25 protein-coding genes are annotated in these 24,328 nt (G+C 43.8%); all 25 read right to left on the minus strand.

The genetic code is table 11. The annotated features are described in order from the left end of the window. Positions 1 to 157: 157 nt before the first annotated feature. Positions 158 to 1,342, minus strand: a complete 1,185-nt coding sequence (locus HY960_01280; protein ID MBI5214363.1) for a hypothetical protein — start codon at positions 1,340 to 1,342, stop codon at positions 158 to 160. A gap of 133 nt (positions 1,343 to 1,475) precedes the next feature. Beyond that, the gene (locus HY960_01285) at positions 1,476 to 2,336 is read right to left on the minus strand and encodes a T9SS type A sorting domain-containing protein (GenBank protein MBI5214364.1); all 861 of its coding nucleotides are present in this window, start codon (positions 2,334 to 2,336) and stop codon (positions 1,476 to 1,478) included. Positions 2,337 to 2,606: 270 nt separating this feature from the next. Further along, positions 2,607 to 5,207, minus strand: a complete 2,601-nt coding sequence (locus tag HY960_01290) for an LPS-assembly protein LptD (protein ID MBI5214365.1) — start codon at positions 5,205 to 5,207, stop codon at positions 2,607 to 2,609. 4 nt (positions 5,208 to 5,211) lie between these two features. Next, entirely contained in the window at positions 5,212 to 6,162 is a 951-nt protein-coding gene (locus HY960_01295; GenBank protein MBI5214366.1) for an ROK family protein, read from the minus strand. A gap of 8 nt (positions 6,163 to 6,170) precedes the next feature. Beyond that, positions 6,171 to 6,524, minus strand: coding sequence for a DUF5615 family PIN-like protein (locus HY960_01300; GenBank protein MBI5214367.1), 354 nt, complete (start codon positions 6,522 to 6,524; stop codon positions 6,171 to 6,173). Next, entirely contained in the window at positions 6,521 to 6,763 is a 243-nt protein-coding gene (locus tag HY960_01305) for a DUF433 domain-containing protein (GenBank protein MBI5214368.1), read from the minus strand. Before HY960_01305 ends, HY960_01300 begins: the two co-directional genes overlap by 4 nt. Positions 6,764 to 6,821: 58 nt before the next feature. Next, on the minus strand, positions 6,822 to 8,171 hold the full coding sequence (locus HY960_01310; protein ID MBI5214369.1) for a replication-associated recombination protein A: 1,350 nt from the start codon (positions 8,169 to 8,171) through the stop codon (positions 6,822 to 6,824). A gap of 83 nt (positions 8,172 to 8,254) precedes the next feature. Further along, positions 8,255 to 8,593: a septum formation initiator family protein gene (locus HY960_01315; protein MBI5214370.1), complete on the minus strand. Its 339-nt coding sequence runs from the start codon at positions 8,591 to 8,593 to the stop codon at positions 8,255 to 8,257. Between the two features lie 33 nt (positions 8,594 to 8,626). Beyond that, positions 8,627 to 9,841 (minus strand): D-alanine--D-alanine ligase, encoded by a 1,215-nt coding sequence (locus HY960_01320; GenBank protein ID MBI5214371.1) that lies wholly within the window; start codon positions 9,839 to 9,841, stop codon positions 8,627 to 8,629. Positions 9,842 to 9,901: 60 nt separating this feature from the next. Beyond that, positions 9,902 to 10,642, minus strand: coding sequence for a class II aldolase/adducin family protein (locus HY960_01325; GenBank protein ID MBI5214372.1), 741 nt, complete (start codon positions 10,640 to 10,642; stop codon positions 9,902 to 9,904). A gap of 27 nt (positions 10,643 to 10,669) precedes the next feature. After that, positions 10,670 to 12,499, minus strand: a complete 1,830-nt coding sequence (locus HY960_01330; GenBank protein MBI5214373.1) for a bifunctional homocysteine S-methyltransferase/methylenetetrahydrofolate reductase — start codon at positions 12,497 to 12,499, stop codon at positions 10,670 to 10,672. A 77-nt stretch (positions 12,500 to 12,576) separates the two neighbouring features. Then, complete coding sequence (locus HY960_01335) at positions 12,577 to 12,777, minus strand: DUF2283 domain-containing protein (GenBank protein MBI5214374.1); 201 nt, start codon at positions 12,775 to 12,777, stop codon at positions 12,577 to 12,579. Beyond that, a complete protein-coding gene (locus HY960_01340) occupies positions 12,774 to 13,013 on the minus strand; it encodes a DUF4258 domain-containing protein (protein ID MBI5214375.1) in 240 nt (79 codons plus the stop codon). The genes HY960_01335 and HY960_01340 overlap by 4 nt, the downstream gene beginning before the upstream one ends. A gap of 39 nt (positions 13,014 to 13,052) precedes the next feature. Next, the gene (locus HY960_01345) at positions 13,053 to 13,592 is read right to left on the minus strand and encodes a TlpA family protein disulfide reductase (GenBank protein MBI5214376.1); all 540 of its coding nucleotides are present in this window, start codon (positions 13,590 to 13,592) and stop codon (positions 13,053 to 13,055) included. Next, positions 13,589 to 14,185: a redoxin domain-containing protein gene (locus HY960_01350; protein ID MBI5214377.1), complete on the minus strand. Its 597-nt coding sequence runs from the start codon at positions 14,183 to 14,185 to the stop codon at positions 13,589 to 13,591. The genes HY960_01345 and HY960_01350 overlap by 4 nt, the downstream gene beginning before the upstream one ends. Positions 14,186 to 14,255: 70 nt before the next feature. Next, the gene (locus HY960_01355; GenBank protein MBI5214378.1) at positions 14,256 to 15,251 is read right to left on the minus strand and encodes an aspartate-semialdehyde dehydrogenase; all 996 of its coding nucleotides are present in this window, start codon (positions 15,249 to 15,251) and stop codon (positions 14,256 to 14,258) included. An 11-nt stretch (positions 15,252 to 15,262) separates the two neighbouring features. Then, positions 15,263 to 16,528: a diaminopimelate decarboxylase gene (gene lysA, locus HY960_01360; GenBank protein ID MBI5214379.1), complete on the minus strand. Its 1,266-nt coding sequence runs from the start codon at positions 16,526 to 16,528 to the stop codon at positions 15,263 to 15,265. 5 nt (positions 16,529 to 16,533) lie between these two features. Continuing rightward, positions 16,534 to 17,910 carry a lysine-sensitive aspartokinase 3 gene (gene lysC / locus HY960_01365; protein ID MBI5214380.1) on the minus strand — a complete coding sequence of 459 codons (1,377 nt, stop codon included), beginning with the start codon at positions 17,908 to 17,910 and terminating at the stop codon, positions 16,534 to 16,536. 10 nt (positions 17,911 to 17,920) lie between these two features. Continuing rightward, positions 17,921 to 18,961 carry a DUF1611 domain-containing protein gene (locus HY960_01370; GenBank protein MBI5214381.1) on the minus strand — a complete coding sequence of 347 codons (1,041 nt, stop codon included), beginning with the start codon at positions 18,959 to 18,961 and terminating at the stop codon, positions 17,921 to 17,923. A gap of 4 nt (positions 18,962 to 18,965) precedes the next feature. Next, a complete protein-coding gene (locus HY960_01375; GenBank protein ID MBI5214382.1) occupies positions 18,966 to 19,643 on the minus strand; it encodes a site-2 protease family protein in 678 nt (225 codons plus the stop codon). Between the two features lie 115 nt (positions 19,644 to 19,758). Further along, positions 19,759 to 21,141: an aminotransferase class V-fold PLP-dependent enzyme gene (locus HY960_01380; protein MBI5214383.1), complete on the minus strand. Its 1,383-nt coding sequence runs from the start codon at positions 21,139 to 21,141 to the stop codon at positions 19,759 to 19,761. Further along, positions 21,141 to 21,530 carry a type II toxin-antitoxin system VapC family toxin gene (locus tag HY960_01385; GenBank protein ID MBI5214384.1) on the minus strand — a complete coding sequence of 130 codons (390 nt, stop codon included), beginning with the start codon at positions 21,528 to 21,530 and terminating at the stop codon, positions 21,141 to 21,143. The genes HY960_01380 and HY960_01385 overlap by 1 nt, the downstream gene beginning before the upstream one ends. After that, entirely contained in the window at positions 21,520 to 21,741 is a 222-nt protein-coding gene (locus tag HY960_01390; protein MBI5214385.1) for a hypothetical protein, read from the minus strand. Before HY960_01390 ends, HY960_01385 begins: the two co-directional genes overlap by 11 nt. 181 nt (positions 21,742 to 21,922) lie before the next feature. Continuing rightward, a complete protein-coding gene (gene xerD, locus HY960_01395; protein ID MBI5214386.1) occupies positions 21,923 to 22,813 on the minus strand; it encodes a site-specific tyrosine recombinase XerD in 891 nt (296 codons plus the stop codon). Next, a complete protein-coding gene (locus HY960_01400; protein MBI5214387.1) occupies positions 22,806 to 24,326 on the minus strand; it encodes a sodium/solute symporter in 1,521 nt (506 codons plus the stop codon). Before HY960_01400 ends, xerD begins: the two co-directional genes overlap by 8 nt. Between the last annotated feature and the right edge of the window lie 2 nt (positions 24,327 to 24,328).

The raw sequence follows: 24,328 nt of genomic DNA on the forward strand, positions 1-24,328 counted from the left end.
CGTGTAACTAATTTCGGAACAATGATAGAAAAAAGGAGAGTAAGATGCAAGTGAAAATGTTACAGACTTCAGATACTATTCAGTATTCAAGTTATTCAACAATAACGAGGAGGTTTTAGATTAATTGAATCCCCTTTACATTCTATGATAATTCAAGTCATTCGTTAGAGCGCATCGTTGGTCGTGTTGCTGATAAAACAATCTTTCCATCCTGAGCAACTTTCACCCAATATCCTTCTCCGGCATACAGCATATCGGTAACAGTATAACCGCGGTTATAACGATAAAATCCACCGGATATAATTCCGGGTGGATAGGAATGGACATATTCCGTTGAAAGAGTCATTGATGGAGTTCCAATGACATTCCATCCGGCTTTCACATCAGTGGATTCTTCGTACGTGACTTGACCATCAAAATAAATACTTCTCGTGCTATCAAACTTTAACCAATATCCTCTTCCGATTTGTAAGGTGTCGAATGTACTATAACCGTCATTGTATCCAAACGCATGAGAAATTGCATCGGGGAAAAGTACCGTTTTCCGAAAATCAGAGACACGTTTTGGTACGCTAACTAAATTCCATCCTTTCGAATATGTTTTCCAACCAGTTATTATTTCGGCATCACCGTGCATACTAAACCAAATATTGAAATTCAATTTTCCAATAGCGTGCCACCCACTGTCATGCTCATAAAATATCCATGCACGAGAAAGTGAATCGCTCGTTTTAGATGCTTTAAATTGAGTTGGATATCCGGAATTAAACTCTCCATTGTTAACTCTGCAACTTATCACTATTGCATCACCACGAGAAAAACAAGGATTCCATTGCCACATTTCAAAATAGTTTCCAAAGTTTGGACGTAAAATTACTGGGAAACCACCGAGTCCAAAAAGATCTTCACCCCATGGTTGAAATGAAGGAATTAAACCCGAAATAGTTGATATCCATTGTGTATCAGTTGCATCTTGATAGAATGCGGCTAAACCTTGGTCAGTGTCACGAGTGTTTTTCCAATAGCCCCAACGTATAGGTGGTGAAGGATAATCGTATCCCGGACCTCTCCCCTGCCGAATGTTCGATTTGTGTACTCGAAAATATCCGGTCGAATCTAACGCGCTTATTGTATCACCCATCAGCCAGAAAATAGAATCTATACATCCTGTTGCCGGTGCAATAAACCACATTGCAATTACATCCTTCCCACCAACGCTCACAACAGTGTCAGGTGGAAAAATATCAGGAGAATATCCGTGCAAAAAATTCTGCCCGAAACTATGTTCGGACATCAGAAGAACAAGAACAATAATGATAAAAATTGAATTGTGGTTCTTCATAACTTTCCTATTTCACCAAATTTAAATATCAACATTCACAAATCATACTTCTTGATCAAGTTACAACTCTTCCGGCAAATAATCAATCAGGGAATCCCTGGTTTTTGGGCAGACAAAACTTTAGACTCGGGAATTACCGCATCAACAGCAACTTCTTTACCGATGAAAACTCACCCGCTTGCAGTTTGTAGAAATACACGCCACTTGGCAATCCCTCTGCATTCCATTGAACAGAATATTTTCCTGCTTCCTTCTTTTCATCAACCAACTTTGCAACTTCCCTTCCCAACACATCAAACACTTTCAATGTTACAAATCCGAAATTGGCAATCCGAAATCCGAAATTTGTTGAAGGGTTGAACGGATTGGGATAGTTTTGTTCAAGTGAAAACTGCATCGGTTGTTCATTCCAAAACTCACCGACACCGTTTGGTTGTTTCGGTCCGTAAGTAAATATTTTTATTGCGGAAACACTTGGGTTGTCAATGAAAAGAGAGTCCTGAGTGAACATATTGATTGCAGGAGAAGAAACTCCACTTCGTGTTATTTTTGCGCTGTCATAATATTGATACAGCGTGGGTAACCAATGAAATGTAATCGGGAAGATTGATACGAACACAACTTTGTAAGTATCTATCTGCGATGAACTATAAGAAGGACGCACATCTAAATATGTACCTTGTCCCATACACGCACCGTTACCAATAGGCATCACATCAGCAAAGTGAACACAGGCACTGATTCCACACGCCATGGGAGGCAATTCCACCTCTCCGGAATCCGTAGCACAATAAGATGCACCGGGGCGAAGCCCCCAATAAATTGTATCATGAAATATCATACTTGTATCGTGATACATTAACGGGAGAGTAAACTCTACCTGCCCCATAGAAACGCTTCCCAATAAGAACATAAAACTGATAATCAACTGTGTAAAAAATATCTTGAACGACATAGCCAACCTCGTTACTTGATTATTAAACCAGTGAGCCATCACTTAAAAGTTTCGGCTCATCAATGAATTATTTCAGCCGTAGTTTAGCAAAAGTTCAAATAAAAGTCAAGTCACACAGAGGATTTGTGAGTGGTTAGGTGTGAGTGGTGAGTAGGTTGTAGGTAAAAGGTGGAAGGTGATAGAAATATTCACTGCTCAGCGCTCACCGTTCTAAGCTCTATGCCCTAAGCCCAATGCCTAAATCGTCAATCGTCAATCTTAAATCATTTTTCAATCCGCAATCCGCAATCGGCAATCCGAAATCCGAAATCAGTAGATTCCTCGGTCGCTTCCCGACTTCGTCACTTTCAAATCCTGCAACTGCGATGCCTTCACGCGGATTTCAAATTGGTAACTTCGATATTGCCCGATGGGAGTCCATGAGAAGTTCATCGTCCAGCAATGCAAGTCGCGGGAGATATTCATGCGGGGGTAAACAAACTCCTGACTGACAAAATCGTAGCCGCTTGCAACTGCAAACTTCCATTTCTCCGTCAAATTGAAATCAAGATTTCCGTTGATGCTCGATGAACGAACGACTTGCGGGTTTCTGCTTTCCGAGTAACTCCAATCCAAACTTAAATTCCATGGAATACTGAAATCCGGTTCTGCCATGCTGTCATACGAACGGGAACGAACGGGTTGCACTCCGGCAGAGGAATCCCGCTGTGTCGGCTGACCACCCGATTTTTTCTTCTCGCCGGAAAGCGATGTGGAAAACCGGATGTTGAAATTCGTCAGACGCGCAAGCCGACCGTTCTCGCTCAACTCGAACTTGTTTACACGATTGAACCTTCCGGGTGATGATTCTTCCAACTTGTAGAAATCAAAATTCGCACCTCCATTAATATCAAACGTTCGTCCAATGCCCGTTCTGAAATTCATTCCGAGATTACTCAGGTTCATGCTGTCGGCGGTGAAATCATAACTTGCGCCAAGCCCGACATTGAGCAGTTGAATCTTCGTCCCTTCTTTTCCTTCCGCTTCGGGAATCGTTTTCATCTCAAACACATTCCCGACATTGAAGTTTGCATAGAGCCGTTTGTCTTCGGGATTATCGCCATAGACTTGTTTATCATACGCGAACGAAACGGAAGGCGTCAGCGTATGACGAATCGCTGAAATGCCAAGCACGTTCGGTTGAAGGATTCCGAAAATACGTGTGTTCAACGAAAGACCTGTCGAGAGTGTGCCGATACGCTTTGCCTCTTTTTTATTCATGTATGAAATGGAACTATCGGACGTATCGGCAACGGGAATATCGGTACTGCTGAAATCCCGCGAATCGCTGAAGTGAAGCGAGGGCGAAACGGTGATGTAGCCAAGTTTCGGCGCGATGCTGATGCTCATGCTTTGCCCGATGCGCTGTGCGTTGCCGCGCTGAAATTCCTCGACGGCAAGCAACGTGTCAACTCCGTTGAGATTCGTTTTGATATTGTTGACCGAGACATTTGTTTTCGAGCGGGAGTTCGATGCGCTCATGCCGTAATTCAAACCGATTTGTTCGTACCAGTTCAGGTCAGATGATTCATCGCCCGCCTTCTTTCTTCTGAACGGATAACTCGTTCCATGATTGAAACTGAGCGACGGCATCGTTTCATACACATCTCCCTTCACCAAATATTGCTGACGACTGACATTGAGCGAAATGCTGTTCGGCGATTCCCAATGTTTCGAGAGTGTCGCGTTGGAGGAAATTGTTTGTTGAAGCGCTTCCTGATAATCAATTGTGTTTCGATACGCGTTATCGCTCGCGAAAGTGAAGTCAACATTCAGGCGCGTCGTCGGGTCAATATCCTGATTATGGTTGATGGTTGCCCGGTACGATTCTTCTTCCGTTCGCCGCGGGTCGTTCTCTTCGCCTGCGTGAAGCCTCTTATACTCGCCGCTGAACGAACCGGTGAAATTATATCGAACATTATATTGAAAGTTGGAAGCCGCCGCCCATCCGCCTTTTGAGTACAAATCGCTTTGCACTTTCCAATCCATGTAATCATTCATCGCCCAGTAAAAACCGAGATGACGAAGGAAGCGACCGCGTGTTCCGTCCTCGCCGTACGCCGGCGCGATAATCCCTGAACGCCTCCCCCCCTTGTTCGGAAAGACTGCGAACGGCAACGCAAACACCGGCACATCAGCAATGAACAAATAGACCGGCTCGGCGACAACCTGATCCTGCATCTTCACTTTCATCCTCGGACTTCCGAAATAATAGTGTGGCTCCGGCGCGTCACATGTTGTGTATCGTCCTTTTGCGACGAACAAAATATCCTTGTCCACCTTCTTGATGTCTTCGCCGTGATAAAATCCTTCGTCCATTTTTGTGTCGGCGATATTGATTTTTCCTTTCTTCGTTTGAAAGTTATACGTCAGCGTTCTGCCATCGTACTGCTCGCCTCCGTCTTTCATCACCGGCGTACCTCGGTAACCGCCATGCAACGTGTCTGTCGAATCGGCAACTCCTTCCGCACTCAGCATATTCGTCTTCCAATCAATCCCGATTTGCTCCGACTTCAATTCCATTGTTTGATATTGAATTGAAGAATTTTTGTAGAGCGACATTGTTCTCGTCGAGAAGTGATAAATAATCGAATCGGTACACGAGTATGTCACCACCGTATCAATTCCACCCGAAGCAGCAACTGTATCTTTCAACACCGAAGTCGAGTCCGTCAGAACAGAATCAACCCGAACTGTATCTGTTGATGAAAAAGGATTACTCAGTCGGGATTCTTGCGCACTTCCGTTTCCATAAAATATGAAAAACAAAAATAGCATCAATCCGAAATCCGAAATCCGAAATCCGAAATCCTTCCAAAGACTTGTACGAATCTTGTTTACAGATTGGGTTTGTAAAAGGCGATGCATCATTCGATTAGATAACAAGACTTGCCGCCCCAATAATTCCCGCCGTATTTCCGAGTTTCGCTCTCAATACCTGAATGTTCGGACGATGCGGTTTGAGAACCCGCGCACGAAGCGCATTTGTGACAGCATCATACACAAATTGTGGCGCGGCAGAAATTCCGCCACCAATAATCACTGTTTCCAAATCGAGAATGTTGGAAACATTAGAGAGCGCGTACCCAAGTAATGTTCCGGCTTCTGTCAGAATTTCTTTCGCTACTGCGTCTCCCTGCTCTGCGGCGAGAGAGATGACAGCGGGTTCTATTTTATTGAAGTCTCCTTCAACAAGTTCAATAATTTTGGAATGAACGTTCGACTTTTGCAGTAACTCTTTCGTCCGTTGAGAAAGATACCGCTGACCGATATATGCTTCGATGCACCCTTTGTTCCCGCAATTACAATCAGGTCCGTTGAAGTCAATCGTCGTGTGACCGATTTCTCCCGCACCACCGTTCGGTCCGTGATAGATTTTTCCGTCGAGAATAATACCGCCACCGACGCCGGTTCCCCAAATAACAAAAAGAAAATTCCTGTGGTGAATTCCCGCTCCGAACTTTGCTTCAGCCAACGCCGCACAGTTCGCATCGTTCTCAACAACGACCTTGATTCCCGTAATGCGATTGATTTCATTTTGAAGATTTACTTCATCCCACGCAGAAATATTCGGTGGCGCTTTGACGATTCCGTTGTTCACAATCCCTGGCGCGCCGATACCAATTGCTTCTAACGAATCGTTGCCATATTGATTGAACATCGAATCCACCGTCTTCATAATTTGTTGAACAACAGCGTCCGGTCCAAGATGCGCTTCTGTCGAAACCTTCGTCTCAGAAAGAATTTTTCCGTCAGAAGAAACACACCCGGTTTTAACAGTTGTTGCGCCGAGGTCAATGCCTAAAAAATAATGTTGAGTTGACATAAGTAATATTAAAAGGTAAGTAATTGTTTTTTTGAAATCACAACAAGAGACCTTCCTTTTTTGAGAGCATATTGTAATTCTCCCCAGTGTTGGTGAAGAATCAGGAATAAATTTTCGTTAGAACAGTTTCCGAAATCAAGATAAACAATTTGTGGCGGCGAACCATAGACAATAGACCTGTCAAAAAAATCTCTATCCTTGCTGATAACAACAAACTCGTCTCGTTTAGCAATACTCCAAATTAATTCATCAGGCATTGATATGCCACCCAGCAGTTCTGAAACATGAACAGCCAACTCATTTCGTGAGCGAAACCAATCACAAAGACTCGGTGGCAACTGAGCATCCACCAACCATTTCACCCGGTTGCCTCAGACATTTCAAATGAATAAGAAGACACTCTTGCAGCAAAGCGAAGACATTCTTTTATATCTTCTAACTCGAGGTAAGGATAGTCATGAAGAATCTGCTTTTCAGTCATTCCACCGGCAAGCATTTCCAAAACATTTGAGACCGTGATTCGCATACCTCTTATTGTCGGTTTCCCGCCACACAAACCAGGAATAAGTGTAATACGTGATTGTTGAGTTACGTTTTCCATATTCATTCTCTTTTTGTTTGGAACAATATAAAAATCAAAGACTGAACTTTCAAACTAACTACTTTTTCCTTTTGGCTTTTAAATTGTTCCACCACTTCTCCAACCTTTCTTTTATCTCTTTTTCTTTCCCTTCTTCCGTCGGCTGATAAAATACTTTCTCTTTCAAATTATCCGGTAAATATTGTTGCTCAACAAAATGTCCGTCATAGTTGTGACTGTATTTATATTCCTCGCCGTACTTCAATTCCTTCATCAACTTCGTCGACGCGTTGCGGAGATGAAGCGGAACTTCGCCGCTCGATTGTGTTCGTACAATTTCCAACGCATCCTCAATCGCCCGGTACGACGCGTTACTTTTTGGCGCAGATGCAAGATACGTTGCCGCCTGAGCAAGAATAATTCTCGCTTCCGGCATCCCGATGTAATCTACTGCGGTGAAGCAACTTGTGGCAATCGTCAGAGCGTACGGGTCGGCATTCCCGACATCTTCCGACGCAAGTACTATCATTCTGCGCGCAATGAATTTCGGGTCTTCGCCTCCATCCAACATTCGCGCAAGCCAGTAAACAGCCGCGTCCGGGTCGCTGCCACGAATACTCTTGATGAATGCAGAAATAATGTTGTAATGTTCTTCTCCCCCTTTATCGTACTTTGTAGTTTTCTTTTGAAAAACTTTTTCAACAATTTCCTTTGAAACAATTCGTTCGTTCTTCCCGGTCGGCTTGGTGATTCTCAAAGCAGTTTCGAGAGAGTTCAGCAACACCCGCGCATCGCCAGCGGCATACAACATCAACAATTCCCGCTCGGATTCACCAATCGTCACCGACATTTTCTTCAATACGAAATCTTCTGCAAGTGCATGATTCAAAATAGTATTCAGTTCATTGACTCCCAACGGTTCAAGCACATACACGCGGCATCGGGAAAGCAATGGCGAAATTACTTCAAACGATGGATTCTCCGTCGTCGCTCCAATGAGCGTAATGTTTCCATCTTCAACACTGTGAAGTAACGCGTCTTGTTGCGCTTTATTGAACCGGTGAATTTCATCTATGAAAAGAATTGTACGCTTATTTAATTTCTTCCTGTTTATTTCCGCTCTGTCTAACACTTTCCGAACTTCCGCGACTCCCGAAGTTACCGCGCTCATTTGAAAATATTCTGCTTTCGTATGCTCTGCAATCACACGAGCAAGTGTAGTCTTCCCGCATCCTGGCGGTCCCCAGAAAATCATCGAAGGGACTTCATCCTTCTCGATGAGAATGCGAAGCGACTTCTCTTCACCAACTAAATGCGTCTGCCCGACAAACTCGCTGAGAGTTTTCGGGCGCACTCGTTCCGCAAGTGGAGCGAATTGTTGTTGTGAAGATTTTTCTTTGGAAGGAGAGTCTCGTTCAAATAATTCCATCAACTACCTCGACTGATATGCGATATGAGATTTGGGATATGAGCGATAATATTTTGCAAATATCTCATTTCCCACATCTCACATCACTTCTTAATCTTGTATACCGTCTCGCCTTCTCGAATCATTCCATATTTATCACGGGCGACTTTTTCGATGGCAAACTTCGATGTGTCAAGGTCGGCGGATTGTTTCTGAAGATAAAGCGAATCAACGCGCGCTTGTTGGATGAGCAACGCCATTTCTTCCTTTTGTTTTTGGAGATGATAACGGTCGAGCAATCCTTTGTCGCTGAACGTTATCATTCCTGCAACGAAGAAAAGAATGACGACTGACCACATCAACTTTTTATTTCTGAAAAGCCGACGGAGCCAGTTCGGTAGAAATTTATGAGAAGAATCTTTTCGGTAGTAGAGGTCGTTCATGGCGATTGAATGTAAGACTTCTCAGCCAAGAAATCAACTTTTCTGATACCATTTTGTCTTGGGTTGGTACGATGTTTTGAGTGATAGTTTCTGACGATGTCGCTCGAACGCCAAACCGATAAGTTTATCGAGCAACGTTGAGTAGGAAAGCCCGGACGCCTGCCATAACTTCGGGTACATGCTGATGGAAGTGAAGCCGGGTATCGTGTTGATTTCATTCAAATAAAACCTGTTTGTGCCTTTTTCGACCAAGAAATCCACCCGTGCCATGCCCGCACAATCAATCGCTTTGAAACCAAGCAACGCGTACTTCTGAATCTTTTTGATGACTGATTTAGGAAGTTTGGCGGGGATGACTTCCCTTGATTTCCCGTCAACATACTTTGCATCGTAGTCGTAAAACTCGTTCGAAGAAATTATTTCTCCCGGAACCGAAGCGAGAGGTTCATCATTTCCCAAAACGCTCACTTCAATCTCACGAGCATTTACGATTCCCTTCTCGATAAGAATTTTTCTATCGTACTCCATTGCCAACTTCATTGCACGTATCAATTCCTTCCTGTCATGCGCTTTGGAGATTCCCACACTTGAACCGGAGTTTGCCGGTTTCACGAAACATGGATATTGTAATTTTGTCTCGACCTCTTTGATAAGACGTTCGCGCCTTGTTCTGAACTCCTTGCTCAAAAACCAAACGTATGGTGCAACCGGAATCCCCGCTCGTTCAAACAGTTGCTTTGAAATTATTTTATCCATCCCGACCGATGAACCGAGAACTCCAGCACCAACGTACGGAAGGTTGGCAAGTTCGAACAACCCTTGCATTGTTCCATCTTCCCCAAACGCTCCGTGAAGCACAGGAAAAAGCACATCTAACCGGGAAACCATCGGCGGATATATTTCTCCATACACACCGACTAATCCCTGAAACGTCGGGTCGGGAAGAACTATTTGCACCGTTTCATTCACCACCCATTGACGCTCTTTCAAAATGGTCATGACATTTTCCGAACTCATCCATTTTCCATCCCGTGTAATGCCGATGGGAATTACTTCATACTTTTTCTTATCCAACGCATTCATCACTGCGGTTGCAGAAACAAGTGATACTTCATGCTCGGCAGAACGACCACCGAACACAACACCGACTCTTATTTTGGGTTTGCGGTTTCTGCCCGCCTTGGGCGGGTGCGTTTGTGGTTTGAAGTTTTTGATTTCTGATTTCTGATTTCTGATTTCTGATTTCATTGTAAATTAGTTTCTGTTTATATGTACTTATTGTAGGAGTTGAGAAACAAGAAACAAGCATCAAGCATCAAGCATCTGTCGAATTACTTTCCGTACATCTACAGAACTTTCTGTATTCTCTTCACCAACAACACACGAAATCTTATCGGTGATTTCTTTCCCGTACGATTGCTGACTGATTGCACGAAGTTTTTCAATCTCTTCCTGTGAAAGCAATTTCTCACCGCCCAACATTTTTGCAACAAACGTAATATGCGCGGCGTGTTCGACTTTTTCCATTTTGTAATACGCATCCCACAAATCCCTACCGTACGTTACCACGCCGTGATTAGCAAGCAAGATTGCATCGGTCTGTTTGACAAACGGAGCGATAGACAAAGCAACTTCTTCCGTTGACGGTGTTGCATACTCAGCCAACGGAACTGCTCCAAGTCCGACAATCACTTCAGGAAAGACACAACTTGTGAGAGGTACTCTCGCCGCCGCAAACCCCGTTGCATAAATCGGATGCGCATGAACAACAGCGTTCACGTCAGGGCGTTGTTGGTAAATGAAAAGGTGCATTCTGAATTCGGTTGATGGCTTATGATTTCGGATTGCGGATTGCGGATTGCGGATTACAATATTTCCATTGTTATCTACTTCAAGAATATCATCTTCCGTTACCATGCCTTTGTTGATGCCGCTTCGTGTTGTAAGAAAGTTGCCGTTCTCCAGACGAGCGCTTACGTTGCCGTCGGTGGCGGAGACGAAACCTTTGAAGTAAAGGCGATTGCAAACTTCAACTAAATCATGAAACATAAATCTTATATCATGAATCTTGAATCATTATAACACCGAAAGCAACTCATCCACCACGCTATACTTCCTGAACGGCGGCATGATGTAAATTCCTGCAACAGCAGATTTTGCTTCTTTGATAAAATCCTGTGAGAGTTTGACACCAAGTTTCGCCGCGTTTTTCTCTGCGTGTTGCATCATCTCTCTGAATCGTTCTGGAATTCTCATACCGGGAACTTCGTGATGAAGGAACTCTGCGTGCTTGTAACTCCGAAGCGGAATAATGCCGAGCATGATTGGCAGATGCAAGTGTTCAATACGTTTGAGAAATGTTTCAAGTGTTTTCATTTCAAACAAGGGCTGAGTGAACGCTATATTCACACCCGCTTCGACTTTCTTTTCAAGCCGTTCAATTTCATAATCCAAATTATCGGCAGAAGGATTTGCCGCGCACGCGATATAAAATGAAGTCGGTTCACCAATCGTATTTCCCATGATGTCCGTGCCTCGGTTCATCGAACTGATGGAACGAATCAACCCAATCGAATCAACATCGAAGACGGAAGTTGCGTGCGGATAATCTCCGATGTTTGCCGGGTCGCCGGTAATGCACAATATATTCCTGATGCCGAGTGCGTGCGCCCCGAGAAGTTCTGCCTGCAAGCCAATCAGGTTGTGGTCACGCGATGCACGGTGACACATCGTCTCGATACCAACTCGCTGTTGAATCATCGTCGAGATTGCGATGGAACTCATTCGCAAGCGCGCTCGTGCGCCTTCGGTAATATTGACGGCATCAATCTTTCGTTCGTAGCAGTATTGTGCTCCTTCCAAAACACTTGACATATCAGTGCCGCGTGGAATATCGAGTTCCACCGCTGTCATCAATTTCTTTCCGACATTGCGGGCAAACTTCGACCAGCGCGATGCTTCTGTATAATACCGCGGTTCAAGTTCAGCGCTGATGTGCTCTCTTGATTTGATTTCAATTTTCGGAGACGGCTTCCCGACTTTCATTCCTTTCACAACATCGGCAATTGCTTTAATGTGTGAAGGAGTCGAGCCGCAACATGCACCTATCAATGTCACGCCCGATTCGACAAGTTCTTTTGCATACGTTGCAAGATATTCCGGCGTCGTGTGATAAATTGAACGACCGTTGAGCAATGTCGGAATTCCCGCCGCAGGTTGCGCCGCAAGAATGACTCCGTCTTTGTGAACATTCCGAATAATGCTGAACATTCTCTGCGGACCGACAGTGCAGTTCGCCCCGACAACATCGGCTCCTGCTTCAATGAGGTGTTCGATGACTTCAATTGGATATGTACCGTTGAGAATCGCGCCATCTTCTGCAAACGCTTTTTGTGCAACGATGGGAAGATTCGTCAGTTCCTTGGCAACGGTGAGCGCTTCGTCAAGTTCCTGCACGCTAACAAATGTTTCAAGCATTATCAAATCAACGCCGGCTTCGAGCAAGAGTTCGATTTGTTCTTTGAAGGCATCACGCGCCTGTTGCTTTTTGATTTTACCAATCGGCTCCAGCAACATGCCTGTCGGACCGACAGCGCCTGCAACATACACTTCGTTGTTTGCCGCGCGTCGGGCAATCTCAACGCCTGCTAAATTGATTTCGCGAAGTTTATCCTGCAAATGAAACTGACCGAGTCGCAAACGATTTGCAGAGAACGTATTCGTCTCAATAATCTCCGAACCCGCTTCGATGTACTCACGATGAATTCGCTCGACTATATCGGGATTCTTGATGTTCTGAAGTTCATGCGGAAGTTCCGGGTACTCGTACAAATCAAGTACGGTTCCCATCGCTCCGTCACAGATGATGGGCGATTCTTTAATACGTTCGAGAAAAGGTTTCTTCATAATTCAATAAAAAATCCCGTCAGGGACGGGACAATTATACACAATACTTAATCGTTTTGCAATCAGTCGTTCTTAAATTAAACAGTTTCAAACTGTAATTGTTTGAGAAACTTTTCATTTACTCGTTCTCGAATATTCAGCAATTCTATTCCCACGACATTATTCTTTTCGTCATAGTCAAGAATAACTCCGGGCTTAATCTGTTCCGAATCAACAATTGCTGATTCATCAAGTCGCAAGTATAATGCATTACTATTCAGGTCAACTTTTAATCTCATTTTAACTTCCTTATTCTTCTATCAAAAAATACTGTTACAATTTTACCAGAAATTGGATTAACAACAACCCTTAAAAATCGTCCACCAAAATCATTTATTTGTTTGATGTAGTGGATTGTTCCGTCGTCCTCGACAAATCGTTCGTCCGGGTTTTCAATTGCTGTGTAAATCCATGTATCAGAAATCGCCCGTTCTCGTTGAACATTCAGAGCATGGTCTGTAAAATCTAATTTCACAGTAGATAATAAGTATTCAAGAGTCGTTTTCCAAAATATTCACTTCGATACCAAGAATTTCTTCACCTTCGTTTCAAACTGCTCAAACGTCCGCTCACCTGTCAGGAATTCAACCTGTTTTCCATTCGCATCATAAATAAACGTTGCCGGCAACGCACCGCTCCATTCGGGATTCACAGAATTGATGAACGATTCATCGTCTCCTTCTTCCTTGATATAACTGAGAAAGTCCACTCCTGTAGTTTGCAACAATGGTCGAATCGTTGAATCAACAATCTCAACATCATCAATTGCAACAAGAAGCAGTTCAAGTTTGTCATGGTAAGTATTTTTTAACTTGACAAGATACGGCATCTCCTCCTTACATGGAGTACACCAACTCGCCCAGAAATTTACCACCGTTATCTTGCCGGTATTCGCTTTAATTTTTTTCTGAAGTTGTTCAAAATTGATTTGTTGTACTTCGGGCAGGTTTTGTTTCTGCTTCGTTTCTTCCTTCTTCGTTTGACAAACCAAAAACAAAAAACTCACTCCCATCATCACGATGAGAGTGAGTTGATGAAATCGTCGTTGGTTCATTCTGAAAGTTGTGCCTTCTCTACACGCTTCACCGTGCACCCGAATGCTTTTGTTTCAGCATTTTCTATTTTCTTTCCGGCGAGAAGTGCATCGAGCGCCGCTGCTAAATCTTTCTTTTCTACTTTGTCAGCGTTTTTGCTGTCGTCAATTCTTCCGTGATAGAGAATCATACCTTTTGTATCCAACACAAACACTTCCGGCGTTACCTGTGCCGCATACAAATCGGCAATCTTGTTCATGTCGTCTTTCAACACGGGAAATTTGAATTTATTTTCCTTCGAGTGTTTCTCGATGTCGGAAGTTTTTTCCGCTTTGTTAGAATTCATCCCGACAAAGGCAATGCCTTTTCCTGCATACATGTCATACAATTTTACCATGCGTTCGTTATACGCATTCGAGACGGGACATTCGGTGGAAATCCACAACAGTACAGTGTACTTATTTTCTTTGAGAAGTTTCTCCAGCGTGAATTCTTTTCCGTCATAATTCTTCAACGCAAACGACGGGGCTTTGTCACTAATCTTCAGTGACTTCATATCGCCTGCAAATGCTGCAACCGACATGATGAGTAAGAACAAAAGTAGTTTTTTCATGATGATTATTTGTTAATTGGTTATTGGTAAATGGTTAAATAAAGTCGTCAATGACTCAGTGAAGCAATCGTTAATGTTTCGTAATCCATACTTCAGCAATCTGCACGGCGTTTGTTGCCGCGCCTTTGCGGAGATTATCTGACACAACCCAGAGATTCAGTCCGTTTTTGGTTGATTCATCACGGCGAATTCTGCCGACGAACACGTCGTCTTTATCGTGCGCATGGATTGGCATTGGATAAACATTTTGTTTCACATCGTCCTGCACAGTAACACCGGCAGCGTGGTGTAAAGTTTCAAATATTTCTTCGAGTTCAAAATGTTTTTCAAACTCTACGTTGATGGATTCGCTGTGACCGCCAACCGCAGGGACACGAACGCATGTCGGCGAAACCTTGATGGTTTCATCACCAAAAATCTTTTTCGTCTCAAACACCATTTTGTGTTCTTCCCGTGAGTAGCCATCATCGGCAAACACATCAATATGCGGAAGAACATTGTACGCAATCGGATGCGGGAATTTTTTTTCGTACGAATCTTCTTCCTCGATCTCCGCATAGAGTTGGTTGACACCTTTTTGTCCTGCACCTGTGACCGATTGATACGTCGAAACAACAATGCGGCGAATCTTCCATTTATCATGCAACGGTTTCAGCGCAACGCACATTTGAATCGTCGAGCAGTTCGGATTGGCAATGATTCCTTTGTGATGGAAGATTTCCTTCGCATTCACCTCCGGCACAACAAGCGGAATTCCCTCAATCATGCGGAACGCACTGCTGTTATCAATCACCAACGCACCCGCCTTGACTGCGTGCGGTGCAAATTCTTTGCTAACCGATGCGCCTGCCGAGAAAAGCGCAATCTCGATTCCCTGAAAACTGTTCGGCGTTAACTCTTCAACGTGAACTCTCTTTCCGTTAAACTCAACCGTCTTCCCAACCGAATGCGCCGTTGCTAGTGGACGAAGTTTCCCGACCGGAAACTTTCTCTCTTCCAACACCTGAATCATTTTTCTTCCGACTAAACCCGTTGCACCAACAACCGCAACATCAAATACTTTCATTTAGAACTTTCCTATAATTGATTTATTGTTTCTCGATTTCTGATTAATACACATTCGCTTCCGTCCACCATTATTTCGGCGGGACGCTGACGACCATTGTAATTTGATGACAAAACAAATCCATACGCTCCTGTGCATAAAATTGCAAGAGAATCTCCACGTTTCACTTCCGGCATCAGGCGGTCATGAGCAAAAAAATCGCCCGACTCGCACAACGGACCGACAACATCAACACGCACGTGGTTTGAATCTGACAGTTGCAACGGCACAATTTGATGATATGATTGATACAAACTCGGACGAATCAAATCGTTCATGCCTGCATCAACAATGACAAATGTTTTGTCGCCGCTTTGTTTTGTATATAACACTTTTGTCAATAAAATCCCAGAGTGCGCAATGATGGAACGTCCCGGCTGAATAAAAATTTTGCATTTCGATTCTTTCAAAACCGGCAATACCGATTCGAGAAGTTTCACTGTCGTCACTCCGTTATCGGCATGTTCACCATCGTTCGGCAGAAATGTATGTGAAACGTAATCATGATACTGTACACCGAAACCGCCGCCAAAGTTCAACTCGGAAATTTCAAGTCCGTTTGTTCGCAGTTCATTCACGAGTTCAACGACTTCACGAGCGGCTTGAAGAAAGGTTTCGGCGTCGGTGATTTGTGAACCGATGTGACTATGAATTCCCCGCAACTCAATCCCCGGAATTTTCGATGCCCACGTTGCAACTTCGATTGCTTTCTCCCGTTCAATTCCAAACTTCGTGTGCTTATGTCCGGTTGATGTGTACTTGTGCGTCGGCGTTTCAATATCGAAATTCACTCTGAGCAAAATCCGCGCTGTCATCCAGATTCGTTCGGCGATTTCACTGATTACTTTTACTTCTTCTTCCGATTCGACATTCAGAGCGTGGATGTTTTGGCGAAGAGCAAACTCAATTTCATCGTCACGCTTGCCGACTCCGCTTAATGTAATTTTCTCCGGTGGAAATCCTGCTTCAAGAGCAAGTTGTAACTCTCCGATTGAACCGGCGTCCGCGCCGATTCCTTCTTCAGCAAGAACGCGAAGAATTTCTCTGTTCCCGTTTGCTTTGATTGCATAACATGAGAGATGGTCGGTCTCGCCGAACGCCTGCTCAATCCATCGAGCGTGGTCGCGGATAGATTGTTTGCTGTAAACATACAACGGCGTTCCGAAATGTTCCGCGGCAAGACGAAGATTCACTCCTTCACACCACAACTCGTTCTCTATGAATTTGAATTGTTCCATCTCAATTAATTTTTGCTCGAAAAAAATTCATCATGCAACGCACGAACCGACCGTGCAACATCCTCTTCATCAACTACCAGTGTAAGATTAATTTCCGACGCGCCTTCCGAAACCATTTCTATATTCACATCAGCATTCGCCAGCGCGGCAAAAATTCTCGCGCCGGTTCCTTTTGCGTTTCTCATCCCCTCGCCAACAACACAGACAATTGCTTTCTGTTGTTTGACTTGAACATCACCGATTTTTTGTAACGCGGTAAGAATATCCGGCAATTGTTCTTCACTATCAACCGTGAGCGAAACGCTGACTTCCGATGTCGCAACAACATCAACACTTTTTTGAAACTCTTCAAAGATGGAAAACAACTTTGCAAGAAATCCATGCGCCATCAACATGCGGGAGGAATTGACATTGATGACTGTGATTCCCTTTTTGAAGGCGATTGATTTAATGACTTCTCCGTTTGAGAGCATTTCTTTCGGAACGTCATGAACAATCAATGTTCCCCGAACTTCCGGTCGTTTTGAATTGAGAACACGAACAGGAATTTTCTTTTCTACTGCGGGAAGAATAGTTCTCGGATGAAGAACCTTCGCGCCAAAATATGCAAGTTCCGATGCTTCGGCAAAACTCATTACGTCAATCAAATGCGCTTCCGGAATAATGCGCGGGTCGGCGGACATCATCCCGTCAACATCAGTCCAGATTTGAATTTCCTCCGCATCAAGGACTGAGCCGAAAATTGAGGCGCTCAAATCCGAACCGCCGCGACCAATCGTCGTTGTAACACTATCTTCAGTCGCACCGATGAATCCTTGTGTTACCACAACATTGTTTGATTTACTCAACGGCAGAATAATATTTTTGGCATTTTCGGTTACTTGCTCTAACTTCGGCATTGCAGAAGTGAACGCGGAGTCCGTGCGCATGACGTTCCGTGCATCAACGAGTTCAGCATCCATACCGGACTGTTTCATTGCGGCATGAATAATCAATGAAGAAAGTTGCTCACCGAAACTTGCAAACGCATCTATCGAGCGAGGCGTAAGTTCACCAAGTAAATAAACGCCCTGCACAAAGTTTGAAAGTTCCTGAATCAGTTCATCAATTTTCTCATTGATGGAATTCAGCAACTCGTCTGCAAGCAAATCGGAAGCAATTTGCTTGTGGCGTGCTTTAATTCCTTTTAATGATTGTTGAGCCTTCGCTTTATCTCCTCCTCTGACAGATTGCGCGACGCGAAGCAATTCGTTCGTCACTCCCGCGCACGCAGAAACAACAACAAGTGGCTGACGATGTTGTTCCCGTTGTACAATTTCAATAAGTCTGCGAATGGCAGCGGCATCTTCAACAGAAGTGCCGCCGAATTTCATTACGAGCATTTAGGGAAATTTATTTTTGAAGAAAATCTATTAGTACATCTGTTAATTTCTTGACACCATCACCAAGTACATTCGCCGCAGGCAAACCCGTCTGTTCTTCAAGTTCTTTGATTGATTTTTCAACCTGTTGCTTCGTCATCATTGCCGTGTTGACAGCAATTCCTACAATTTTAGACTTACGAAACGGTTCGAGAATCATTTCATGCAGTGTAATTAATTTCTTGACATCCGAAATCGGGAATCCGTAATCATCAACTTGCCGAATCGGATGATGAACCATAATCATCGCATCGGGCATTGTTCCGTGCATCAAACCAAGCGTGACGCTCGAATATCCCTGATGCGTGAGCGAACCTTGTCCTTCTACGTGAACAAACTCCGCTCCTTCAGCACATCGTAATTCAATTTCATGTTCAATTCCTCCTGCAACATAATCACTGATGATGGAATCAACAGCAAAGCCCCGACCGGAAAGCAACATTCCCGTTTGCCCCGTCGCCACAAAATCCGACTTCAATCCTCGACGAACAAACTCTCTTTGAAGTTCAAGCGATGCAGTCATCTTTCCCGCATTGCAATCTGTTCCGACTGTGAGAATTGTTTTCGCTCTTCGTTCTCTCCACAATCCTTTCGAGACAACTTCGTACTCCGAAGAAATCTTTCTCAAATCCGTGAGAGTAATTCCATGTTGAATCGCTTTCTGTTTGAATTCTTCATCATCAGATAACATCGTGTGTAAGCCGCTGATGATGTTCAACTTGTTTTCGATTGCTTCGAGAATCCATCGTCGCCATTCTTCAGGTAATCGTCCGCCCGTTGGCGCGATGCCGATGAGAAGTGTGTCCGGTTTTTTCAGCAACGATGTTCTTAAATCAGAAAAGACAGGAATGTCGCCTCCGAACCCCAGCACGTGTTGCACTGTTCTTCCCGCCTGCGCCGAATCAATCACTCCGACAACTTCTTCAGGAATATACCTGATTGCCTGATTAGCGGTCTTGGATTTTAACGGGTCGAATTTTCCTTCGGCAAGAATAACAATTCTTCGCGACATACTTTTATGTAAACATCCTTATCATCACAAAAAATGGTAACGCCAAAGCCGCAACAACATTGTACACAACGGAAGCAAATGGTTGCCAGTTCATTAACATAACGACAAGAAAAATTCCGAAGAAGCCGATGTTTTCGTACTGCTCAGCTACACTTTCAGGAAGATATGATGCGAGAACGTGTGAGCCATCGAGCGGAGGAACCGGAATCATATTAAATACGGCAAGCCCGACATTGAGCAGAATGCCACCACCGAACATCATCAACAAATAATCCCACGCACTGCTCGCAAGTGAATCCTTCTCGAACGGGCTGTATGAATCGGGAGCGAATTGAGAGAGGAGAATAAAGATAACTGTACAGGCAAATGCCATAATGATGTTTGAAACAGGACCTGCAATGGAAACCAACATATCATCCCGACGGTAATTGGAAAAGTTCATAGGATTGACCGGCACCGGTTTTGCCCACGCAATAAATACTCGTCCCGAAACAAGAAGTGAAATAAGCGGGACAATGATAGAACCGACCGGGTCAATGTGAGGAACAGGATTGAGCGTGATTCTTCCGAGTTGTTTTGCGGTCGGGTCGCCGAGACGATTTGCCATCCATCCATGCGCCGCTTCGTGGAACGCGATGGAAAAGAGCATGATGGGAATGATGTTGAGAACTTCTAGATTCATTTCGGATTGCGAATTGTCAATTGCGAATTTTTGATTGTCATAGGTTAGCGGTTAGAGATTACAGGTTACTGATGACTGAATTGATATTTTTCGAGTAACGGATAACAGATAACGATTAACTTTTTCTCACGATAGGTTCAAACCCAACGGCTGAGTACGAACCGGCTTTTCCGTTCAAAATGTATTTACCTTTATATTCCCGTCGAACGACTCGTTCAAGCATTTCGATGAACGCATCAATATCTTCTTCATTATTGTAACAGCCGAGCGATGCGCGAACCATTCCCGGCATTTCGGATTTATCGCCGTCTAACATTCGCTTGCTGAAGTATTCGTCCTGTTCGGGAGTAACTTTTAGCAAACGTTTCACATACGGATGCGCGCAGAAGCAACCGTTCCGCAAACCGATTCCTCCTTCGACGCTGAAGATTGCCGCAACGAGACCATGGTCAAGTCCGTCAACATTAAACGTCATCACTCCAACTTTCTCTTTGAAATTATTTAGCGGACCGTATAACGTTACGCCGGAGATTTTCTTCAACTTCGAATATGCATAGTCAAGAAGTTGTGTTTCATGTTCAGCAATGTTCTGCATCCCGATTGATTGAAGTATTGAAATGACTTTGGCAAAAGCAATCGCTCCCGGCACGTTCGGACTTCCCGCTTCTTCACGATGCGGCGGTGCGTTCCAGTACGCTTCTTCAAGCGTCACAACATTTACCACTCCGCCACCAACCATGTCGGGGTCGCCCTGCTCAAAAAATTCCCTCGCACCAATCAACACGCCTATGCCGAACGGAGCGTACATTTTATGAGCGGTGAACGCGATAAAATCAATATGTTCAGGATTGTCATCCGGCAAAATATTGATTGGACAATGCGGCGCGAGTTGTGCGGCATCCACAAAAATCTTTGCACCGGCTTCGTGCGCCCACTTCGCAATCGTATGAATCGGGTTACATATTCCTGTGATGTTTGAAGCGCCTGTTACCGCAACCAACTTGAGTTTGCTTTGATATTTCCTGATGGCATTTTTCAATTCATCAAGTTTCAAATGTCCGTCATCTTCCACTCCGATATGAATGACTGTTGCATGTTTTCGCCACGGCAGATCGTTCGAATGATGCTCCATCTGCGTGCAGATAACAACATCATCTTTTTCGAATCCGAAGCGATTGCTCAGTTTGTTGATGGCTTCCGTCGTGTTCTTGACCAGCACGACAACATTTTTTTCTAAGTCCGCACCGACAAACTTCCCGATAGTCTCATGCGCCTCATCAAACAAATCGGTCGAAACCAACGATTTCAATCCGGTCCCGCGATGAACGCCAGAATACCACGGCATATACTCTTCAATGGATTTCAGAACAGAACGGAACGTCGGTGTGCTTGCACCGTTATCAAGAAAAACATAGCGTTTCTGTGTTCCGTCGAGTAACGGAACTTGTGTGTCAATACCGACGACATCGGCACGGAGTGTATTTAAAAAATTAATCATTACAGAATTTCAACTGAAATATTTTCTACTTCGATGAAGTGATTGTCTTGTGTAAGGAGTGTAAGTTCAAACTGCCGGCAAAGAGCCGCAATCCAAATATCATTCTCAGGAATCGGTTTACCTTTTGCTCGTAGTGTATTTTTTATTCTACCGTAGTGTTCCCCTGTATCTTTATCGGTTTTCAAAACAATTGTTTGCTTTGCAAACTCTTGAAGGCGGGTAACATTTTGATGAACCTTTATTGATTTGTATGCGCCATAGAATAATTCACCCAATACAATGCTCGGAGTGAAAACTTCTGAATAATCAGAAATCTTACGCTGAACAATTTTGTTTGAAGCAAATAACGCTATGACAATATTTGTATCTAAAGCAATCCTACCACTCATGCTCTGCTATCTGCTCACATCCATCTTCGATTTCTTTTTTCATTATCTCTAAATCCGACGGTTCAATCAAACCGGCAAAACCGAGAAGAGACTTACCTGAACCGAATTTTGAATTTTCATTGTTAAGTTGGTTTAAAAATTCCAGAACTTCTGATTGTTTCTCAGGTTCAAGTTGAGAAATTTTATTTGTAATCGTTTCTGTCAATGTCATCGTAATTCTGATTTATTATTTCGAGTCAAATGTAACCATTTCTCCCTAATTTCCACAACGTTACGATAATAGGTTTTAGGTAAAAGGTGATATGTGAAAAGTTTAATTCTGAATACTAAGTACTTTGTACTCAACAACTCATCTACTCAACTACTTTTTCATTTTAAATTTTGAATTGGCTTCAGCCACGCGGGTGAAACGTCCGATGCACTTCTTTTAAATACTCCCGGTCAATGTGCGTGTAAATTTCCGTTGTTGAAATATCGGAGTGACCGAGCATTTCCTGAACAGCGCGCAAATCTGCGCCACCTTCAAGCAGGTGCGTTGCAAAAGAATGACGAAACGTGTGCGGGTGAACTTCCTTCTTGATTCCGGCTTTCATGGTGTACTCACGAACAATGTTCCAAACCGCCATTCGACTCATCGGTCTCCCTCGTGCGTTAAGAAACAACACATCACGCCCGCGACCTAACGTTCCGAGATTCAATCGAACTTTTTCTTTATAGATTTCAATCCACTCCAAGGCAGATTTTCCAATCGGCACAAGTCGCTCCTTCGCTCCTTTGCCAAATACTCTAACAAATCCTTCGTTGGGATACACATCCGATTGTCTCAGCGTAATCAACTCGGTCACACGCAAACCACATGCGTACATAGTTTCCAACATCGTCTTGTCCCGAATGCCAAGCGGTTCCGATGTGTTTGGTTGGGCGAGAATTTTTTCTATTTCATGTTGATGTAATACATCGGGTAACTTCTGTGCAAGTTTCGGAGTCTCTACATCCTCCGTCGGATTGTATTTCGTGATTCCTTCTCTCACTAAAAATTTATGAAACCCCTTGATGGCAGAAAGGTTTCTCGCGACACTCTTCGCCGATAAACCTAAATCGTATAAAGTTGCAAGGAATCCAGAGATGAATTCATCTGTTATTTTTTCAACCGAAGTAATTCCACCTTCATCAAGATGAGCAAGGTAACGCTTCAAATCAAGTTGATATGATGCGTAGGTGTTCTTTGAAATGCCTTTCTCGAAGTTCAGAAAGTTGAGATATGAAGTGAGATGCTTATTCATCTTTTAATTTGCCACGCGCATCGGAGGTGCGTGGCAAGTAATTCACCAGAATACTTGCAACTATTGTTGTAACACTTCCAATCATTGTGTACCATGTCCAACCAATCTTCCCAAATGTTACAACCAGAATCATTGCAATAATGCCTGATACGAAACCAATAATTGCTGATGTTTGATTCACTTTCTTGAATAGAATTCCGAGAAGAAAAAGTCCCAGCAAACCACCATACGTGAACGATGCGACACCGAGAGCAACCTCTACGAGTGTTTTGGATTGATTATAAATGAAGAAAATCGCCATTCCCACCATCATGACAGACCAAATGAGAGTAACGATTCGGGAAACGAACAAATCTTTTTGTTCGGAATTGTTCTTGCCAAAATATGGTTTGTACAAATCTGCCATCGTAGCGTGAGCGAGAGAGTTGACCGAGCCGGAAAGTGTGGACATCGCCGCGGCGAGAAGTCCCGCGATAATTAAACCGGAAATTCCTGTCGGTATTCGTTCGATGATAAACTTGGGAAATATTTCATCTGCTTTCAGCAAACGTAAATCCGCGAGTGATGCGCCTCCGTAATACACATACAGCAAAACTCCAATTGCGAGGAAAATAGCAAACTGAACAATAACGATAATTCCACTTCCAATAAGCGCTTTCTGACTGTCACGAAGTGTTTTCGTCGTGAGCAATCGTTGAACAATCAGTTGGTCGGTTCCATGCGATGCCATCGAAAGAAACGCGCCTCCGAGAATGCTTGCAATCAATGTATATGGTTTCGAGAAAAACTCTCCGAATGTATTTTCAAATCCTAAATTCATCAATGAAGTTTTATTTGATGCTGATGCAACTGACATTGCCTGTGAAAATCCACCCGGAATTTCATCAAGCAAAACAAACAGCGCCGCAAGCGCGCCGATTAAATAAATAAACATCTGCACAACATCCGTCCAAATCACAGCACGAACACCGCCGATGAATACGTACGCCAGCGTCATCACTGCCATTACGACGATGGAGATAATATAGATTTGCTCGTTTGGAACATCGGTAAATGTTTGCCAACCTTTGAAGAGTATTGCAAGTGGAATTGCCGTCGCAAACAACCGAACGCCATCGGCAACAAGCCGCGTAACCATAAACGTACTGCTTGCAATGTTCCTCGTCTTCGCTCCGAAACGATCGTTGAGAAACGCGTACGCAGTTTGCAACTCGCCAGCTCTGTATTGCGGGAGAAAAACGAAACTGACAACAATTCTTCCGATTAAATATCCGATTGTGACTTGAAGAAAATTGAGATTGGTGAGATAGGCGAGGCCGGGAATGCTGATGAAGGTCAGCGTGCTTGTTTCTGTTGCAACGATAGCGAAGCAGACCGCCCACCACGGAATATTTCTGCCGCCAAGAAAATAATCCGATGCCGACGTTTGTTTACCACCGGTAAAAATTCCGACGAGCGCGACACCGACAAGATACGCGCCCACGATAAAATAATCGAGAGAGGAAAAACCCACTA

It is taken from the genome of Ignavibacteriota bacterium (assembly GCA_016212665.1).
In the GTDB taxonomy this organism is placed as follows: domain Bacteria; phylum Bacteroidota; class Ignavibacteria; order UBA10030; family SZUA-254; genus FW602-bin19.

Excerpts from the sequence above, each read along its gene's own strand:
- HY960_01330 (MBI5214373.1), bottom strand. The coding sequence starts at position 12,499 with ATGAAGAAACCTTTTCTCGAACGTATTAAAGAATCGCCCATCATCTGT.
- HY960_01355 (MBI5214378.1), bottom strand. The coding sequence starts at position 15,251 with ATGAAAGTATTTGATGTTGCGGTTGTTGGTGCAACGGGTTTAGTCGGA.
- HY960_01335 (MBI5214374.1), bottom strand. The coding sequence starts at position 12,777 with ATGAGATTAAAAGTTGACCTGAATAGTAATGCATTATACTTGCGACTT.
- HY960_01310 (MBI5214369.1), bottom strand. The coding sequence starts at position 8,171 with ATGGAATTATTTGAACGAGACTCTCCTTCCAAAGAAAAATCTTCACAA.
- lysC (MBI5214380.1), bottom strand. The coding sequence starts at position 17,910 with ATGCTCGTAATGAAATTCGGCGGCACTTCTGTTGAAGATGCCGCTGCC.
- HY960_01320 (MBI5214371.1), bottom strand. The coding sequence starts at position 9,841 with ATGAAATCAGAAATCAGAAATCAGAAATCAGAAATCAAAAACTTCAAA.
- HY960_01345 (MBI5214376.1), bottom strand. The coding sequence starts at position 13,592 with ATGAACCAACGACGATTTCATCAACTCACTCTCATCGTGATGATGGGA.
- HY960_01285 (MBI5214364.1), bottom strand. The coding sequence starts at position 2,336 with ATGGCTCACTGGTTTAATAATCAAGTAACGAGGTTGGCTATGTCGTTC.
- HY960_01280 (MBI5214363.1), bottom strand. The coding sequence starts at position 1,342 with ATGAAGAACCACAATTCAATTTTTATCATTATTGTTCTTGTTCTTCTG.
- HY960_01380 (MBI5214383.1), bottom strand. The coding sequence starts at position 21,141 with ATGATTAATTTTTTAAATACACTCCGTGCCGATGTCGTCGGTATTGAC.
- lysA (MBI5214379.1), bottom strand. The coding sequence starts at position 16,528 with ATGGAACAATTCAAATTCATAGAGAACGAGTTGTGGTGTGAAGGAGTG.
- HY960_01390 (MBI5214385.1), bottom strand. The coding sequence starts at position 21,741 with ATGACATTGACAGAAACGATTACAAATAAAATTTCTCAACTTGAACCT.
- HY960_01385 (MBI5214384.1), bottom strand. The coding sequence starts at position 21,530 with ATGAGTGGTAGGATTGCTTTAGATACAAATATTGTCATAGCGTTATTT.
- xerD (MBI5214386.1), bottom strand. The coding sequence starts at position 22,813 with ATGAATAAGCATCTCACTTCATATCTCAACTTTCTGAACTTCGAGAAA.
- HY960_01350 (MBI5214377.1), bottom strand. The coding sequence starts at position 14,185 with ATGAAAAAACTACTTTTGTTCTTACTCATCATGTCGGTTGCAGCATTT.
- HY960_01295 (MBI5214366.1), bottom strand. The coding sequence starts at position 6,162 with ATGTCAACTCAACATTATTTTTTAGGCATTGACCTCGGCGCAACAACT.
- HY960_01290 (MBI5214365.1), bottom strand. The coding sequence starts at position 5,207 with ATGATGCATCGCCTTTTACAAACCCAATCTGTAAACAAGATTCGTACA.
- HY960_01325 (MBI5214372.1), bottom strand. The coding sequence starts at position 10,642 with ATGTTTCATGATTTAGTTGAAGTTTGCAATCGCCTTTACTTCAAAGGT.
- HY960_01375 (MBI5214382.1), bottom strand. The coding sequence starts at position 19,643 with ATGAATCTAGAAGTTCTCAACATCATTCCCATCATGCTCTTTTCCATC.
- HY960_01370 (MBI5214381.1), bottom strand. The coding sequence starts at position 18,961 with ATGTCGCGAAGAATTGTTATTCTTGCCGAAGGAAAATTCGACCCGTTA.
- HY960_01305 (MBI5214368.1), bottom strand. The coding sequence starts at position 6,763 with ATGGAAAACGTAACTCAACAATCACGTATTACACTTATTCCTGGTTTG.
- HY960_01315 (MBI5214370.1), bottom strand. The coding sequence starts at position 8,593 with ATGAACGACCTCTACTACCGAAAAGATTCTTCTCATAAATTTCTACCG.